Origin of the sequence: Paenibacillus sp. S150, assembly GCF_019352175.1 — a bacterium.
Taxonomy (GTDB): Bacteria; Bacillota; Bacilli; order Paenibacillales; family Paenibacillaceae; genus Paenibacillus_AQ.
Genome location: NZ_JACBYI010000044.1, coordinates 24,675 through 39,812, shown reverse-complemented (window position 1 = coordinate 39,812; position 15,138 = coordinate 24,675). Strand labels below are relative to the sequence as shown.

Sequence of the window (15,138 nt, the reverse complement as noted above, 5' to 3'; positions counted from 1 at the left end):
TTATCGAATGAATCATAAGGTGAAAATCCGGGACAAAGGCGAACGCTGACGCTTCTACAGTTCCAAACTTTCTCTCCGTTCCTTTAATCCACATTAAGTTTCAATTCAGAAAGATGACACCGCTAACCAGCGGCTTGTGAAACAGGAGAGGGCAGGCAGCGTTTTAAGGTGTCAGTTAAATGATAGATTAACTCACGGTACGCGGACGCTCCATCCGGCCGATACCGGGCATATGCAGGCTGGACCATGCCGGATGGAAGTGGTCCAGCCGGCTGATCACGATCGTCATATCGTCATGAATTTCATTGCCCTGATACCGGATAACCTTCTCCAGCAGCTCGTCGGCCATATCCTGCGGATCGTCGCTTTCGAGCTCCTGGATTAAACGTTTCATCCATATTTCTTTATTAACGGCATATCCGGGCGCATCATAAATACCATCGGTCATCATGATAAGGATATCGCCGGGACGCAGCTGCATGCTGACCAGATCGACCTCGATATCTTTGATAATCCCGATCGGCAGATTGCTGGCGGTGACTGGGATAACCTCGCTGCCACGCCGGATGAAGCTAGGAGCCGAGGCGATTTTCATAAATGTAGTCTGTGCCGAATACTGGTCAATCAGCGCCATATCCACAGTCGCATAGAATTCGTCCGGGGAACGCAGGAGCAGAATGGAATTGACGGATTTGACCGCCAGCTTCTCATCCATTCCGGACTGCAGCAGCTTCTCCAGCATACCGAGGGCGGCGCTGCTCTCCATACGGGCCCGTTCCCCGTTGCCCATACCGTCGCTGATAGAGACAGCAAAGGTTCCGTTGCCCAGCTCCACGGTGCTGAAGCTGTCTCCCGACAGCATGTCCCCGCCTTTGGCCGCTCCGGCAACGCCCGTATTGACCTCATAGGCTTTCGCCGAGCCGAAGGTCACCATCGACAGTCCTTCACGGGGATGGACCGCGGTTTCGTTCACGACTGCAATATTCTCCTCCAGAATGTCGGAGAGCAGCGGAGCTATCATCTTGCGGCATTCGTCAAAGCCGCGGGTATAGGCGTGCACCACCTCAATTTCTACCCTTCCGGGGTCCAGACTCAGAATCTCAATGCTGTGGATGGACAGTCCCAGCTTCTCCAGCGCCTCACGGATCTGGCTTTCCTGGCGGTACATCGCCTGACCTTCACGTTTGATCTCCTTGGCCAGATCCTCCATCACCTGTGAGACCCCGGAGAGCTGCTCTGCAACAAATTGGCGGCTGTCGTATATTTGTTTCTTCCAGCGCATATCATGCTGGTATAGATCATATTGGCCTTTCATGACTTCCAGCACCTCACCCGTCTTGCCGCAGATCCGGCTCCATTCCGGCGGAAGCTGGGCAGCGGTGATATCCGGGCACTCCTCTACGGTTGTCATCATATCGGTCATATAGCGGTAGGTCTGATAGAACTTGGCGTCCCAGCAATGCGTACGGCGGATGCAGCCGGAGCAGGCCCCTTCCGTTACGGTATTCATGAAATCCTCCATTTCACGATCCGTTTTGCCGGCTTCCCCGGCACGGGGTATCTGGCCGAAGCTGCTCGACAGCTGCTGGAACACCTGGGAGAACTGGGTTACCCGGTCTGCGGTAATATCTCTTACCCGTCTCGCATATTCATGCTGGGAGCGGCTATGGTCAGGCGTGCCCGGCACATATTTGGCAATGGCAGAAATAATCCCTTTAGGTGTGAGAAGAAACAACACTACTGCTGCGCAGGTCTCCCAGGTAGAGGCCATCACATCACCCGGACCCAGGAAATATACGGATAGAATCGTTGATCCCAGCAGCATTCCGATGGATACCGCGCCTTTGCGCCCGGATTGCATCATTCCCGCCAGCATCCCGGAGAAGGCGAGAAGGCTCATCTGATAGATCGCCCCGATATCGGCCAGACTGAGGATAAGTCCGGTAACTACACCAACGGCTGCGCCAAGCGGGGCACCTCCCGCCAGGGCAAACAGCAGAATCAGAAAGCGGGATAGAATATGCTCCAGTGACAGCCCGTTAACACTCCAGCCGACAAGGCCGGTCATCACCGAGGCAAGCAGAATAATCAGGCAGAGCACTTCCTCATTCCGCAGCGCCCTGCTTTTTTGCTTATACGTAAATATAGGGAGCGCCTGCAGGAATACCAGGGTGAGCACAAATCCGAGCAGGGCATCAAGCGACGCCATCATCAGCGAATACCAGGTAATCGAAGGCCCAATCACGATTTTAAACAGACCCACCATGAACGAAGAGACAAATACCATCAGCGGCGCGTAGGAAACCTCTACTTTCTGAAAGCTCTCCAGCCCTTTATAAATCAGGAAAAAGATAATCAGCTCTGCAGCAACCATCACGGCGCCGGGGAATGGAGTAAAGAGGCTTCCGAGGATAACTGCGGCAGCTACAGGCAAAATGGAGTCTCTGCGCATAAACACAATAACGGCAAAATAAGCGGCGGCAAAAGGGGAAAGCTCGTCCAGAATCATTGCACGGCCCAGCAGAAAGCCCATAAGACTCAGCAGCAGCATCCATTTCTTGACGATAAAAAGCTGGACAACCGGCTGCTTCAGACTCCACGCTTTCGCACGATCAACCCAGCTATCCTTCTGATCTTTGTCATTGCTTCCAGCTCTTGTCCACTCCGGCAAATTCACCACATTGCTTTTACTCATTCCTCTACACCACCCGTTTTAGAATTTATGGTTCCCATTATATAGCGGGGGTCTTAAGAAAGTTTGTCAGAAACGGAGAGCAGTCTGTAAGAAATTTCCGACAAAAAAGCCTGTCCCGACATTCCGTGGAAAAGCTTGCGCATCCCTTGCGGGACAACCGTTCGGCTTGTTTTTCGGAAACCATTTCCACAACAGGGGTGCCCTGCGACAAAGATATTCGTCAGCGATTGCTCTGGAGTTATGTGAGAATGGCAAGGATGCTGTCGGCAATTTGTTACCTAACGACAAAAAAGCCCCACCATGCGGAGCCTTACTTCAAAGCGTACTCCAAAAATATTGCTTGATCCCCCGAACCTGTTCATTCTTGGTTACACAAAAAAACCGCAAAGGGCACTCTGCCCCCGGCGGTTATTAATGGTTTGCAAGGATTTAACTATACGCGCTTGGCTCCACGGCCTCCGCGCTTTCCTTCTGTGTTCTTCTTGATCGAAGATATCCGTTCTTCGCTGTCTTTCAGGAAGCGTGACATTTTATCCTCGAATGAAGGTTTACCGGCTGCAGGCTTGAATGGACGCCCTCCCCGTTCACGATTGTAACCACCGCCGCCTCCACCACTGCCGCCACCGCCGCCGAAACGGTCTCCACCGCTTGGACGTTCAGGTCTTGGAGCTCTGGGGGGACGTACTTCCGATGCCGGCTTATCTACGGCCTGCTTGATGGAAAGTCCGATCTTGCCGTCCTTGTCAACATTAATCACCTTGACGGTTACCACATCGGCAATCTTCAAATGATCGTTAACATCCTTGACGTAATTATCGGCGATTTCCGAGATGTGAACGAGACCTGTGACACCTCCTGACAGATCCACAAATGCTCCGAAATGCGTGATGCCTGTCACCTTGCCCTCTAACTTGGTGCCCACTTCAATTGCCATAGAATAAAATGATCCTCCCTTAAAAATATACAGACGAATATAAAGTCCATCCAGTCTGCGGTGATTTGATTATACAGTAAAGAACAAATCAAGGCAACACAGCGAACGCCCCTTTTGGCCTGCTTTATTCCCCTGATTGCTCTGTACGAATAGGTGTTTCGCCTTGAGGATACATATTGTACCATTTACGCGCCAATTGTCCGATATACTCATCATTATTCAGACGGGACACTTCATATTTCAGCTGGTTAAGGGAGGCGGTCACCGTCTCATTGCTCTTCTGCTTCTTGGCGAGCTGTTCACTCTTATCCGCAATCACCGCACTCTGGGCAAAGAAAATATAACCGGCCCAGCCGAAAAACACTGCGACGACGAGTGTCCATATGAATTTTCTTCTCTTCGCGCCTGCGGCCGAAGCTTTATGATTGTTCCCCTTCTCTTCCGCAGAGAATCTGTTCATGCAGCGTACCTCCAGTTCAAGGTCAGTGTTTCAATTTGGTGTGTATCCATGCCGTGAATTTCATAATCCAGGCACTGTGATAGAGCCGGGAAGCATGTGGAGAAATCCACCTTACAGGAAATACCCAAATTGGCTTCGTTAGACGCAGCAGCAGCTTAAGAATAAATAACAGGATACGGCCCAGCAGCAGCAGGGTGCCCCGCAAGAGGCGCCACAGCCAGCGCAGCGGTACGCCTATCAATACTTCTATAACTCTCCACAAGAGTCTGCACGAATACTGAACCGACTGAATTAACATTACCACAAATCGCCGCACCGTAACACTGAAGATCAAAAAATAGATCCATACGCCTAGGAACAGCCCCACAAAGACATAAAACCTCAATTGTCCCTGATTTCCGGCATAAAGCATGCGAAAGACCAGCAGCGCCGCCCATAGCCAATACAGCAAATCAAGCAGCGCATTCAGCCATTTGGGAAAGCTCAGCTTCAGCGACAGCACCCGGTAGCTGTCATAGGCCAGTCCCATGGCTGTGCCGGCCAGCATCATATAGAACAGGGTTATCCACTGAATCGCGGGATTCATTTAAAAAGCTTGCCGAGTATCCCTTTATTTTTGCCCTGCGCTCCGGGGTCCAAATAAATCAGGGAATGCACGTTGCCCTCCAGAGACAATATGCCATTCTCCAGACTTAAGTTTTTGATATGTAAATGATTCCCGCGGATGGTGAGATGGCCAAGTTCCGTACGAAGCAGAAACTCCTCGCTGTCGAAGCTTTCCACATTCTGCACGCCTGTTAGCTCAAGCTGCTTGCGGCTGTGCATGTGCAGATCGTGCTGTTTTGTGACCTTTGCTGGCTCGATCATAGCATGTACCCCTCCTTCTTGATTCTAATCTATGGAGGAAGGGGACATTATAGAACAGGGATTATATCAAAATAACCCCACAAAGCGGGGCCTTGGCTTCGATGATGACTCAGGTACTTTGCGGGGACCCCAAATCAGCGAGAAAGATAAGGCTAATGTATAGCGTGAAACATATAAATTCTTATCTTTCAAAAAAAGCGCCCGCTCTGCATAAATGCAGAGCTGCGCTTTCTTGGAAATCTTACGAATTCGCTTACCAGTCAAGGCCGCTGCTTTTGGCAACAGGCTCTTCACGGAGCAGTGTATACATGCCGGCGGCCTCGTCCTTGCGGGTCGTCTCGACCAGCTTTTCCACCTTGACCGTTACTAGCTTTTGCCCGAATTGTACGGTAATCTCGTCGCCGATCTTTACCGTGCTGCTCGGCTTCGATTCCCGCCCGTTGATCAGTACCCGGCCTTGCTCGGACACATCCTTGGCCACTGTACGGCGCTTGATCAGACGGGAGACTTTCAGGAATTTGTCGAGACGCATTAATTAACGGCTTCTTTGAGCTTGTTGCCAGCCTTGAAGGCCGGTACAGTCGATTCAGGAATTTCAATCGGTGTGCCCGTTTGCGGGTTGCGGCCGGAGCGGCCGGAACGTTTGCGGGTTTCAAAGGTGCCGAAGCCAATCAGCTGCACTTTATCGCCTTGTGCAAGTGCATCGGTAATTTCGCCGAGGACACCGTTCAATACAGCTTCCACATCTTTTTTTGCCAATCCGCTTTTCTCGGAAATGTTGTTTACCAAATCTGTCTTGTTCATAATTTGAAGTTCCTCCTAGGATACAAAAAATAAATGAAACGCGATTGTGCCGCCATATTCTGCCGCAAATCGTCATTTCGTCTTTAAAGATATTCTTGATGCCAGCCTGAATTCCTGCCACGAAACACCAAATTTTAAAAAAACAGGCCCTCGCCGGAAAAATCCGGGCTTCTAGCACTATAACATTATAAACTACTCTTTGCATTTCAAATCAGAGATTTGCGCGCATTCACAGCATTGCCGCTTCGTGAGGCTGCTATACCTGGACGGCAATCTATTAAAATATTTTTCACTGCAAGCGCAGCTAGCCCTGCAATCCGCAGCGTACCGCATTAGCCTTTACAGCTTCCGTTCCTCTTCTTTGGCCTCCTGCCAGAGTGCTTCCATCTGTTCCAGGCTGCTGTCCTCCACCGTACTTCCCCGGCTGATCAGCTGCTGTTCGATGTAGTGAAACCGGGAAACAAATTTGCGGTTGGTGCGGGTGAGCGCCTCTTCCGGGTCAGCGCCGATAAAACGTGCGGCATTGGTTGCCGCAAACAGCAGATCGCCCAGCTCCAGCATCTGCTCTTCCGCCGGAGCACCGCTCTCAATCGCCTCCTGCAGCTCGTCTGCCTCCTCGCGGATTTTGGCCAGAATATCATGCACATTGTCCCAATCGAAGCCTGCTCTGGAAGCTTTTTTCTGCAGCTTATAGGCTTTCATCAGCGCCGGAAGGTCGCGGGGAACACCGCTAAGGGCAGATTCAGCTTCGGGTTTCAGGCCCTTGCGCCGCTTCTCCTCAGCCTTCATGCCCTCCCAGTTCTTCAGCGCTTCCTCGGCGCTGCCGGCCTCGGTGTCTCCGAATACATGCGGATGGCGGAAGATCAGCTTGTCATTCAGACCTTCAATGACATCATACACATTAAAGGTCCCGAGCTCCTCTTCCATCTGGGCATGCAGCATAATCTGGAGCAGCAGATCGCCCAGTTCCTCCTTCATGTGATCCGGGTCATCCTCGTCAATGGTCTCCAGCACCTCATAGGTTTCCTCAATCAGATTCTTGCGCAGCGATTCATGGGTTTGTTCCCGGTCCCAGGGACAGCCCTCCGGGCTGCGCAGGATATCGACAATCTCATGCAGACGGGCAAAGCTCCGCCTTCTTGCCGTCTCCGCGCGGTTCGCCGGAACATACACAAGCGACAAATTGCCGTAGCCCGCAAGACGGTCCAGCTCGTAGAGAGGCACGCGGTCAATCTGCTCTTCACCTTCCACCCCAAGCGCATGGCCCACAATGACCTCATACTCCGGCGGATACAGCTCCATTAAGCAGAGCTTGGTCTCCGAGGCGGTAAAGCTGTCATACACCTGGCCGATCAGCGTGTGCAGCTCGGGCTGAAGCTGGGAACTGCGGATGCCGGAAGCATCCAGAAGCTGAAAGCCCTCGATCGGATCAAAGCCCAAGCGGACAAAAGCCTCGTCCAGGAAGCTCTCGCCGCCCAGAATGTCCAGCCCGATTCCCGCTTCCGGGCAGCGCCGGCGAAGTAAAGAAACCGCCGATTCGGCCACCATCGGATGTCCTGGAACGGCATAGACAATTTCCGCACCCTCCGGCGCCGAAGCCGCTTCTTCGATCAATTTCGCCGTAATCGCCTCATATACCTCAGGAAAAGAGGACAGTGATTCATATAGGCCGTCAAAGGATTGTGAAGCAATCTCAAGCTCCGTTAGAGCCGCCATAACAGGATGCCCTGCGGTCCGCACGTAGACGGCGGATGCCGCCTTCAGCTTCTTGATAATACCCAGCGTCAGCCTGTCCGGGTTCCCGGAGCCAAGCCCAACCACTGTAAGTGTTGCACTCATGCCATCTTCTCCTTCCAGGCGGCCGCCATCTCAGCGGTTGACCGCTCTATGTACTGCTGGTATTGCTGTACGTGATAGGCAAAGCTGAGCCGAATGAAGCTGGCTGCAGCCGGGAGATTTCCGGAATATCATCTCCGCAGGCCAATTGCGGCCATACCGGTAGGGGCCGCCAGACTTCAGGGAAGCAGGCGCAGCTTCTTCAGCGTGTCCGCCAGCCTCGGGCCAAAGCCCGGAAGCTGGCGCAGCTCGCTCTCGCTGAGCAGCCGCAGGGCGACCGCGCCGATGGCGAAGACGGCGCAGCCTGCGAGCACGCCGAGCAGGCTCTGCCCCAGGGCCGCGGTGCGGCTGCCGCCAAGGCCCGCGGCAGCGGCCGCAGCGCCCCCAGCGCAGCTCGCGGCGGCGGCGGCCAGGGACAGGCCCGCAAGCAGCAGCGCGGGCCGCAGCAGGCCATCTGCGGGGCGCAGCCGCAGATGGCCCTGGCGGTGCAGCAGCAGCACGTTCAGCGCTGCTGCGAACCCGTGCGCGGCCACGCTGGCGACGGCCGCTCCGGTAATGCCCTGCTGCGGTACGAGCAGCAGGATCAGGGCCGCCTTGAGCAGCGCGGCGGCCAGGAGGTGCAGCGCCGGCGCACGCACGGCGCCGAGGCCCTGCAGCAGCGCGGACGAGATGATGCTGACCGCACCGAAGGCGGCGGTGAAGGCCAGCCACGCCATCGTGCCGCTGCCGGAAGCGTCGCCGTAGAGAGCGGCATTGATCGGCTCCGCAAGCACGGCCAGGCCTGCGGAGGCGGCCAGGCCCAGCAGCCAGAACCAGCGCAGCGACAAGCTGACGCGGGTCTGGATAAGTCCGGGATCGCCCCGGTACTTGGCCTCGGCCAATGCCGGGATGAAGACAACCGACAGCGAGGTTGCGAGCATCGTAACGATCTGCACCAGCGGCAGGCCGCGGTTGTAGATCCCGAACTGCGCCATCGCTGCCGCTTCACTCCCGCCTGAGGACAGCAGGCGGGGTACGGTGAACACGTCCACCAGCCCGATAAGCGGCACGGCCAGTGCCCCCAGCATAACCGGAAGCCCGTAAGCCAGCAGCTTCCGGATTCGAGCGCTTGCCTTCCGGCGGGCTGGAATTGTCTCCCTCTCCCATGCTGCAGGAGCAGCCGCCTCGGACGCAGCGGCAAGCTCCGGCTCCGCCTGACGGCGGCGGTGCCGCCGCAGATACAGCAGCATTACAAGCAGCCCTGCCGCCCCGCCGCCGGCTGAGCCCAGCAGCGCCCCGGCGGCTATGCCTGAAGCATCTGCGCGGATAGAAGTCAGGTACAGCAGCAGCGCAATCATGACAGCTACGCGCACCGACTGTTCAACCACCTGCGACACAGCCGTAGGCACCATATTGTGCAGACCCTGAAAATAACCGCGCAGCGCAGCCATGAGCGGAACAACCGCCAGCCCCCAGGCACTGCTGCGGAGCGCAGGGGTAATATGCGAATTGCCGACCCATACGGAGATCAACGGGGCGCCCGCATAGACTAGAACTCCGATTACAATACCGCTGGCACCGGTAAGAATGGAAGAGAGCAGCAGTACACGGTGCCCTTCCTGCTCTTCCCTTCCTGCCGAAGCCTCCGCCACGAATTTCGAAACAGCGGACGGGAGACCCAGCATCGCCACGGTTACAAGCATTGTATACAAAGGATACACGGTGTTATAAATGCCAAATACGGCATCCCCGCCCAGATTCTGCAGCGGAATTTTCTGCAGGGTGCCAATCAGCTTGGAGAGGATGGCCGCCGCACTAAGAATGAACGCCCCTTGCAGCAGCTTGGAGCCTTGCGACTTAAGGTTCATAAATATACCTGCTTCTACAGCCATAACTGCTAGGATGGGATGAATTTCTATATTATAGCTCATCTGGGGGCGGACGACAAAAGCCCCGCCGTTCCCTTTGTATATCATACCAAAAGGAAGGCGGGGCCCATAGTGCCAAAGCGGTTACTGCTCCATTTGCTTGCCCAGGAAGGCGGCGGCCGTTTCGGCCATCTTCACTTCCATCTGGGCCATTTTTACCGTATCATCCTTATTCAGCAATACTACACAGCCAATGGGGTCCCCACTCGAAATAATGGGTGCGGCCACATAGGAGGATAAGGCTTCCGGATGATCTTTGCCAATGTCATAGCTGCCTGCGTTCGTTTCAAGCACTGTCTTGCGGCTCTCCATCACTTTCTCAAGCAGCACGCCTACCTGTTTCTCCAAATAATCCTTTTTGGAGCCGCCGGCCAGAGCGATGAAGGTATCCCGGTCGGTGATCATGGTAATATGCCCTGTTCCTTCATAGAGCGACTCTGCATATTCTTTGGCAAAATCGCCCAGTTCGCCAATCGGAGAGTACTTCTTCAGAATGACTTCGCCATCACGGTCTACGAAGATTTCCAGTGGGTCACCTTCACGGATACGCAGAGTGCGTCTGATTTCTTTGGGGATAACAACCCGTCCCAGGTCGTCAATACGGCGTACAATTCCAGTAGCTTTCATTTCACATGTTGCCCCGCTTTCTTAAGAAGTATGGTCCAACTACTGTCCATTATGGGAATGGATAAACCCAGTGATTTATCGTAATATCTGACCATAGTATTCATCTCTTCCCAGTTCCTTATACATCCTCCGGCATGTATAAAAAAGTTCAGCCAAATGCAACGGCATCATTCCAGTATTGTTCATAATTTCTCAATATTATACACTCACAATTAAACAGCGGCGGGGGCGATTAATCGATCATTACAGTCCAACTTAAACAGCCCCGCCGCTTACAGCAGGGGGCTGTCCATCTGTAGACAAATTATTATTATTGGGCGGCTTCGGTAGCGGCCGGAGCTTCGGCGCTTGCGCTTGGTGCAGCCGTAGGCTCGGTTCCCCCATCCGCTCCTCCCGATTCATCGGCAGCTTCAGAGCTTTTTGGCAGATTAATCTTGACTTCAAGGGAATCCAGATCATTTTCCAGGAAGGATTCCAGCGCTTGGGATGCAAGCGAGCCCTTGATGGTTTCCGTCTGCTCGTCGGTCAGCTTGTCGAAGGTGGTTTCTGTACGGGATTCCACTTCCATCACATGATAGCCGTAAGTGGTCTTGACCGGATCGCTGATCGTGTTCAGCGGCAGGGTCTGGGCGGCTTGCTTGAATTCCTCCACATAGCTGCCGAGAGCCTGATCCTTGATCTCGCCTCCGCTGTCCTTGGACCCCGTATCGTCGGAGTATTCTTTGGCGGTGGCCGCAAAGTCCGCTCCTCCGTCCAGCTTGGACTTAACTTCATTGGCCAGCTTCAGCGCATCTTCATCGGTGCGCTCCTTGCCTTCAGCGTCTGTCAGGCCGATCAGCACATGGCGGAGCGTCGCTACCGTAAAGTCCCCTTTGGTCTTTTCGAATTCAGCTTTCACTTGGTCGTCGGTTACTTTGAGCAGCATGTCCTGATACACGGTAAGCACACGCACCATGTAGGAGCGGATATCGTCTTCCGTCAGATTGGCTTCCTTCAGCGTACTCTCATAGGTATCGCCGAGACCTGTCTTGATGGCGTTCACTTGAACATCCGCTTCCTTCTCCGCTTCCTTCTTTGCAGCGTCCGTAGCCTTGTCGGACAGGTACTCAAATGCGACCTCCTGCTTCAAAATCGACTCCTTGAAGGCATCGATTTCCAAGTATGCGGCCTGCTGAGGCGACAGGAGCTTCATAACGCGTGTATCCAGATCAAATTCCTTTTCGGTAATGGTTCCACCCTTGTAAGTGGCTACTGCCGTGCTGTTATCTTCGGCGGCATTGCTGTCATTATTGCTGCTGCAGGCCGCCAGCATGGAGAAGGAAACTGCCGCTGCCAGTGAAACCAGCAGCACTTTCCAGGATTTTGTTTTATTTGATGACATTGTGAAGTTCTCCCTTCAATTTTAAAGACTGTTTGGCCGCCGCCAGAAACTGTTCCAGCAGATCAAGCAGCTCCTTGTCGCCAAGATCCTTGGCTTTCACGCGGATGGCGGCTTTGGCGTCTCTATCAAATTGTACACGTCTTTCAAAGACATTTCCAACCTTGGCGAGCTTTGCCGTGTCAAAAGCACCGGTGCTGCCCTCATGGAAATTCAGCGATACCTCATCGCCCCGCCGGACCATCGATTCCATGCCGTAGAGCTTGCCGTACACCTTCAAGCGGGCGACGGACAACAGGTTGACAACCGATTCAGGCAGCTCCCCGAAGCGGTCCAGCAGCTCGTCTTCCAGCTCGGCGGCATCCTCAAGCGAAGACACGGCGGCAACCTTTTTATAAATTTCAATTTTTTGAATGCTGTCGTAAATGTACTCGGACGGCAGATAAGCGTCAATCGACAAGTCAATCACCGTATTGCCTTGCTTGAGCGAGGTATCCTCCTCACCAAGCACGCTGACCTTGCGCTTGCGGATCTCTTCCGCTAGCATCTGCGAGTACAGATCAAACCCGACAGAAGCAATAAACCCATGCTGTTCGGCGCCAAGCAAATTGCCCGCTCCGCGGATAGAGAGGTCGCGCATGGCAATTTTGAAGCCGGAACCCAGCTCTGTGAATTCCTTGATCGACTGCAGCCGCTTCTCGGCTACCTCTGTGAGCACCTTGTCACGCTGGTACGTGAAGTAGGCATAGGCAATCCGGTTGGAGCGGCCTACGCGTCCACGCAGCTGATACAGCTGGGACAGCCCCATTTTATCGGCATCATGCACAATCAGCGTATTGACGTTCGGAATGTCTACCCCAGTCTCAATAATGCTGGTGCTGACCAGCACGTCGTACTCCCCATCCAGGAAATCAAGAATAGTCTTCTCCAGCTCTGACTCCGACATTTGGCCATGGCCAATGCCGACACGGGCCTCGGGAACAAGCATGGAGATTTGGGCAGCCATTTCCTGGATGCCCTGAACGCGGTTGTAGAGATAATAGACCTGGCCGCCCCTGGCCAGCTCACGTTCCACAGCCTCACGGGTAAGCGTCTGGCTGTGCTCCACCACGTACGTCTGCACGGGAAAGCGGTTCTCCGGCGGGGTCTCAATAACTGACAAATCGCGCACACCAAGCATGGACATATGCAGCGTACGGGGGATAGGTGTCGCCGTAAGCGTCAGCACATCGACGTTGGTCTTCAATTTTTTGAGCTTCTCCTTATGCGTTACACCGAAACGCTGCTCTTCATCCACAATCAGTAAACCGAGATCCTTAAAGACCAGATCCTGGGACAGCAGCCGATGCGTGCCGATAACCACATCCACCGTTCCCTGGCGCACGCCCTTGATCGTCTCATTCTGTTCCTTGCGGCTGCGGAAACGGCTCAGCACCTGAATATTAATCGGATAGTTGGCAAAGCGTTCGCGGAAGGTCTCATAGTGCTGCTGGGCCAGAATCGTCGTTGGCACCAGCACCGCAACCTGCTTGCCTTCAATCGCTGATTTAAACGCGGCGCGGATGGCCACCTCGGTCTTGCCGTAGCCTACATCACCGCACAGCAGCCGGTCCATCGGCCGGTTCTGCTCCATGTCCTTTTTGATTTCCTCAATCGCCCGCAGCTGATCACGCGTTTCCTCATATGGAAACATTTCTTCGAATTCACGCTGCTCCTGGGTATCCTTCTCAAACCCGTAGCCCAGTGCGCTTTGGCGCTCGGCATAGAGCTTGATCAGATCGTCGGCAATATCCTGAACCGAGGAACGCACCTTGCTCGTGACCCTGGTCCATTCGTTGCCGCCCAGTTTATATACCTTCGGCTCCTTGTCTTCCGAACCGACATATTTCTGAATGAGGTCAATTTGTTCAATCGGTACGGAGAGCTTATCTCCCCCGGCGTACATAATATGCATATAATCACGGTGAATGCCGCTGACCTCCAGCGTCCCGATCCCCATATACTTGCCGATCCCGTGATTCTGGTGAACGACATAATCGCCAATTTTCAGCTCCGTGTAGCTCTTGATCCGTTCAGCATTGTCGATGCCCTTGGACACCTTGCGTGCCTTACGCTGCTTCTGTGAGAACATCTCGCCTTCAGTAACCACTGCAAGATGGATTGAGGGCAGCTCGAAACCGGAGCCGAGGTTCCCTTGCAGGAGGGTTGGCTCCTCAATGCCGTAATCGTACAGCACCCTGCGGATCCGCTCCATCCGCTCTTCCCCGCCGGCCAGCATAATGACCTTCACGCCAGATTTGTGCCAGCGCTCCATCTCCGACTTCAGCACATTCATCTGGCCATGAAAGTCCTGCATGCCGCGGCTGATGAAGCCCAGAATATTCTGGGGCTGGATATGCGGAACCTGGCGCAGGAAGATCGACATGAACAGGCTTTGGAACGGCCGCTGATACATCACAACATCACTCTCAACAGAAAGCTGAAGATCAGGCAGCGTCTTTCCGTTCTGCAGCAGATGCAGATTCCATTCCGATTCATCCCGTTCCAGCTGCTTCGCCGTTTCCAGCAATCTGGAAGGTTCATCCAGGATCAGAACAGTGTCCTGCTCCATATAGTCGTACAAATGGGAGCGTTCAGGATATAAGAGACTGATATATTTATAGATTTCCGGAAAATACGTGCCTTCGCGGAGCATTTCCAGCTCCCGGCCCATTTCCTCGCGCAAGCGCAGCTTGGCCTGGCGGTCAGTCATCTTCTCGAGCTGCCGTTCCAGCATCGCCGCCGCTTCTGTAGAGGCCGCATCCTGCCGGGCCCCATCGGCAATGATTTCTTTGGCAGGGGTAATCTTCACACTGCGCACCTTGTCGATCGAACGCTGGTCCTGCGGGTCAAAGGTGCGGATCGAGTCAACCTCATCATCAAACAGCTCCACCCTGTAAGCCAGAGGAGAGGTCATGGGATAGAAATCAATAATGCCGCCCCTCACGCTGAGCTCGCCGCGGTTCTCTACCCGCTCAACCCGTTCATAACCCATCTCAATCATAGACATGAGGAATTCATCAAGCACCAGAGTTCCATCCTGGGAAATCGTCAGCTCTGCAGCAGCCATCACATGAGGCGAGGGAAGCAAGCGGCGGACACCGGAATAGGGTACAACGACAATTCCACGGAACCCCTGAGCGCATTTCGTCAGCACGTCAATCCGCTGGGCAAGTGTCTCTGGGCTGGAGACTGCCGCCTCGGCAGCAACAAGCTCATTGGCAGGGTAGAGCAGCACGCGATCCGGAGAAAGCGCTTCCTGCAAATCTTCAGCCATCTTCTGGGCCGAGAACATATTGTGAGTGACTACAAGCAGCGGACGCTCGGTCTCTTCATGGAGCGCCGCAAGCATGACTTGTCTGGCTGAACCGGATAAACCCGATATGAGCTGCTCCTTCATGCCTGCCGCAACACCACGGGCAACGGATTGAAAATCGGGATCTTTGGAAAAAGCTTCTATAAGACCTTGTAACAACAGGCGCACCTCTCTTACTAAACAGGCTGGCACGCCCCGAAGGGCGAAGCCACCTATTATAAATTGGAATCGAAAACAAGCCTTAGCGGTGAGGCCAAGGCTTGCGGATGACGATA

At 54.1% G+C, this 15,138-nt stretch carries 12 protein-coding genes; all 12 read right to left on the bottom strand.

Annotated elements, in window-relative coordinates; genetic code table 11:
• Positions 1–187 precede the first annotated feature (187 nt).
• The gene (spoIIE, locus tag HYD27_RS26700; RefSeq protein ID WP_219220328.1) at positions 188–2,695 is read right to left on the bottom strand and encodes a stage II sporulation protein E; all 2,508 of its coding nucleotides are present in this window, start codon (positions 2,693–2,695) and stop codon (positions 188–190) included.
• Between the two features lie 433 nt (positions 2,696–3,128).
• Positions 3,129–3,629: a S1 domain-containing RNA-binding protein gene (locus tag HYD27_RS26695; RefSeq protein ID WP_020425553.1), complete on the bottom strand. Its 501-nt coding sequence runs from the start codon at positions 3,627–3,629 to the stop codon at positions 3,129–3,131.
• 124 nt (positions 3,630–3,753) lie between these two features.
• Positions 3,754–4,089, bottom strand: a complete 336-nt coding sequence (locus HYD27_RS26690) for an FtsB family cell division protein (RefSeq protein ID WP_219220326.1) — start codon at positions 4,087–4,089, stop codon at positions 3,754–3,756.
• A 22-nt stretch (positions 4,090–4,111) separates the two neighbouring features.
• Positions 4,112–4,675: a spore cortex biosynthesis protein YabQ gene (gene yabQ / locus HYD27_RS26685; RefSeq protein WP_219220324.1), complete on the bottom strand. Its 564-nt coding sequence runs from the start codon at positions 4,673–4,675 to the stop codon at positions 4,112–4,114.
• A complete protein-coding gene (yabP, locus tag HYD27_RS26680; protein WP_219220322.1) occupies positions 4,672–4,956 on the bottom strand; it encodes a sporulation protein YabP in 285 nt (94 codons plus the stop codon). Before yabP ends, yabQ begins: the two co-directional genes overlap by 4 nt.
• 253 nt (positions 4,957–5,209) lie before the next feature.
• Complete coding sequence (locus HYD27_RS26675) at positions 5,210–5,488, bottom strand: RNA-binding S4 domain-containing protein (RefSeq protein ID WP_019914474.1); 279 nt, start codon at positions 5,486–5,488, stop codon at positions 5,210–5,212.
• Positions 5,488–5,760, bottom strand: a complete 273-nt coding sequence (locus tag HYD27_RS26670) for an HU family DNA-binding protein (protein ID WP_025706252.1) — start codon at positions 5,758–5,760, stop codon at positions 5,488–5,490. The genes HYD27_RS26675 and HYD27_RS26670 overlap by 1 nt, the downstream gene beginning before the upstream one ends.
• Positions 5,761–6,099: 339 nt before the next feature.
• A complete protein-coding gene (yabN, locus tag HYD27_RS26665) occupies positions 6,100–7,599 on the bottom strand; it encodes a bifunctional methyltransferase/pyrophosphohydrolase YabN (RefSeq protein WP_219220320.1) in 1,500 nt (499 codons plus the stop codon).
• Positions 7,600–7,775: 176 nt separating this feature from the next.
• Complete coding sequence (locus HYD27_RS26660) at positions 7,776–9,443, bottom strand: putative polysaccharide biosynthesis protein (RefSeq protein WP_219220318.1); 1,668 nt, start codon at positions 9,441–9,443, stop codon at positions 7,776–7,778.
• Between the two features lie 144 nt (positions 9,444–9,587).
• Positions 9,588–10,130, bottom strand: coding sequence for a stage V sporulation protein T (gene spoVT, locus HYD27_RS26655; protein WP_219220316.1), 543 nt, complete (start codon positions 10,128–10,130; stop codon positions 9,588–9,590).
• 310 nt (positions 10,131–10,440) lie between these two features.
• Positions 10,441–11,511, bottom strand: a complete 1,071-nt coding sequence (locus tag HYD27_RS26650) for a peptidylprolyl isomerase (RefSeq protein ID WP_219220314.1) — start codon at positions 11,509–11,511, stop codon at positions 10,441–10,443.
• Positions 11,498–15,022, bottom strand: a complete 3,525-nt coding sequence (gene mfd / locus HYD27_RS26645; RefSeq protein WP_219220312.1) for a transcription-repair coupling factor — start codon at positions 15,020–15,022, stop codon at positions 11,498–11,500. The genes HYD27_RS26650 and mfd overlap by 14 nt, the downstream gene beginning before the upstream one ends.
• Positions 15,023–15,138: the final 116 nt, after the last annotated feature.

Excerpts from the sequence above, each read along its gene's own strand:
- spoIIE (WP_219220328.1), bottom strand. The coding sequence starts at position 2,695 with ATGAGTAAAAGCAATGTGGTGAATTTGCCGGAGTGGACAAGAGCTGGA.
- HYD27_RS26695 (WP_020425553.1), bottom strand. The coding sequence starts at position 3,629 with ATGGCAATTGAAGTGGGCACCAAGTTAGAGGGCAAGGTGACAGGCATC.
- HYD27_RS26690 (WP_219220326.1), bottom strand. The coding sequence starts at position 4,089 with ATGAACAGATTCTCTGCGGAAGAGAAGGGGAACAATCATAAAGCTTCG.
- yabQ (WP_219220324.1), bottom strand. The coding sequence starts at position 4,675 with ATGAATCCCGCGATTCAGTGGATAACCCTGTTCTATATGATGCTGGCC.
- yabP (WP_219220322.1), bottom strand. The coding sequence starts at position 4,956 with ATGATCGAGCCAGCAAAGGTCACAAAACAGCACGATCTGCACATGCAC.
- HYD27_RS26675 (WP_019914474.1), bottom strand. The coding sequence starts at position 5,488 with ATGCGTCTCGACAAATTCCTGAAAGTCTCCCGTCTGATCAAGCGCCGT.
- HYD27_RS26670 (WP_025706252.1), bottom strand. The coding sequence starts at position 5,760 with ATGAACAAGACAGATTTGGTAAACAACATTTCCGAGAAAAGCGGATTG.
- yabN (WP_219220320.1), bottom strand. The coding sequence starts at position 7,599 with ATGAGTGCAACACTTACAGTGGTTGGGCTTGGCTCCGGGAACCCGGAC.
- HYD27_RS26660 (WP_219220318.1), bottom strand. The coding sequence starts at position 9,443 with ATGAACCTTAAGTCGCAAGGCTCCAAGCTGCTGCAAGGGGCGTTCATT.
- spoVT (WP_219220316.1), bottom strand. The coding sequence starts at position 10,130 with ATGAAAGCTACTGGAATTGTACGCCGTATTGACGACCTGGGACGGGTT.
- HYD27_RS26650 (WP_219220314.1), bottom strand. The coding sequence starts at position 11,511 with ATGTCATCAAATAAAACAAAATCCTGGAAAGTGCTGCTGGTTTCACTG.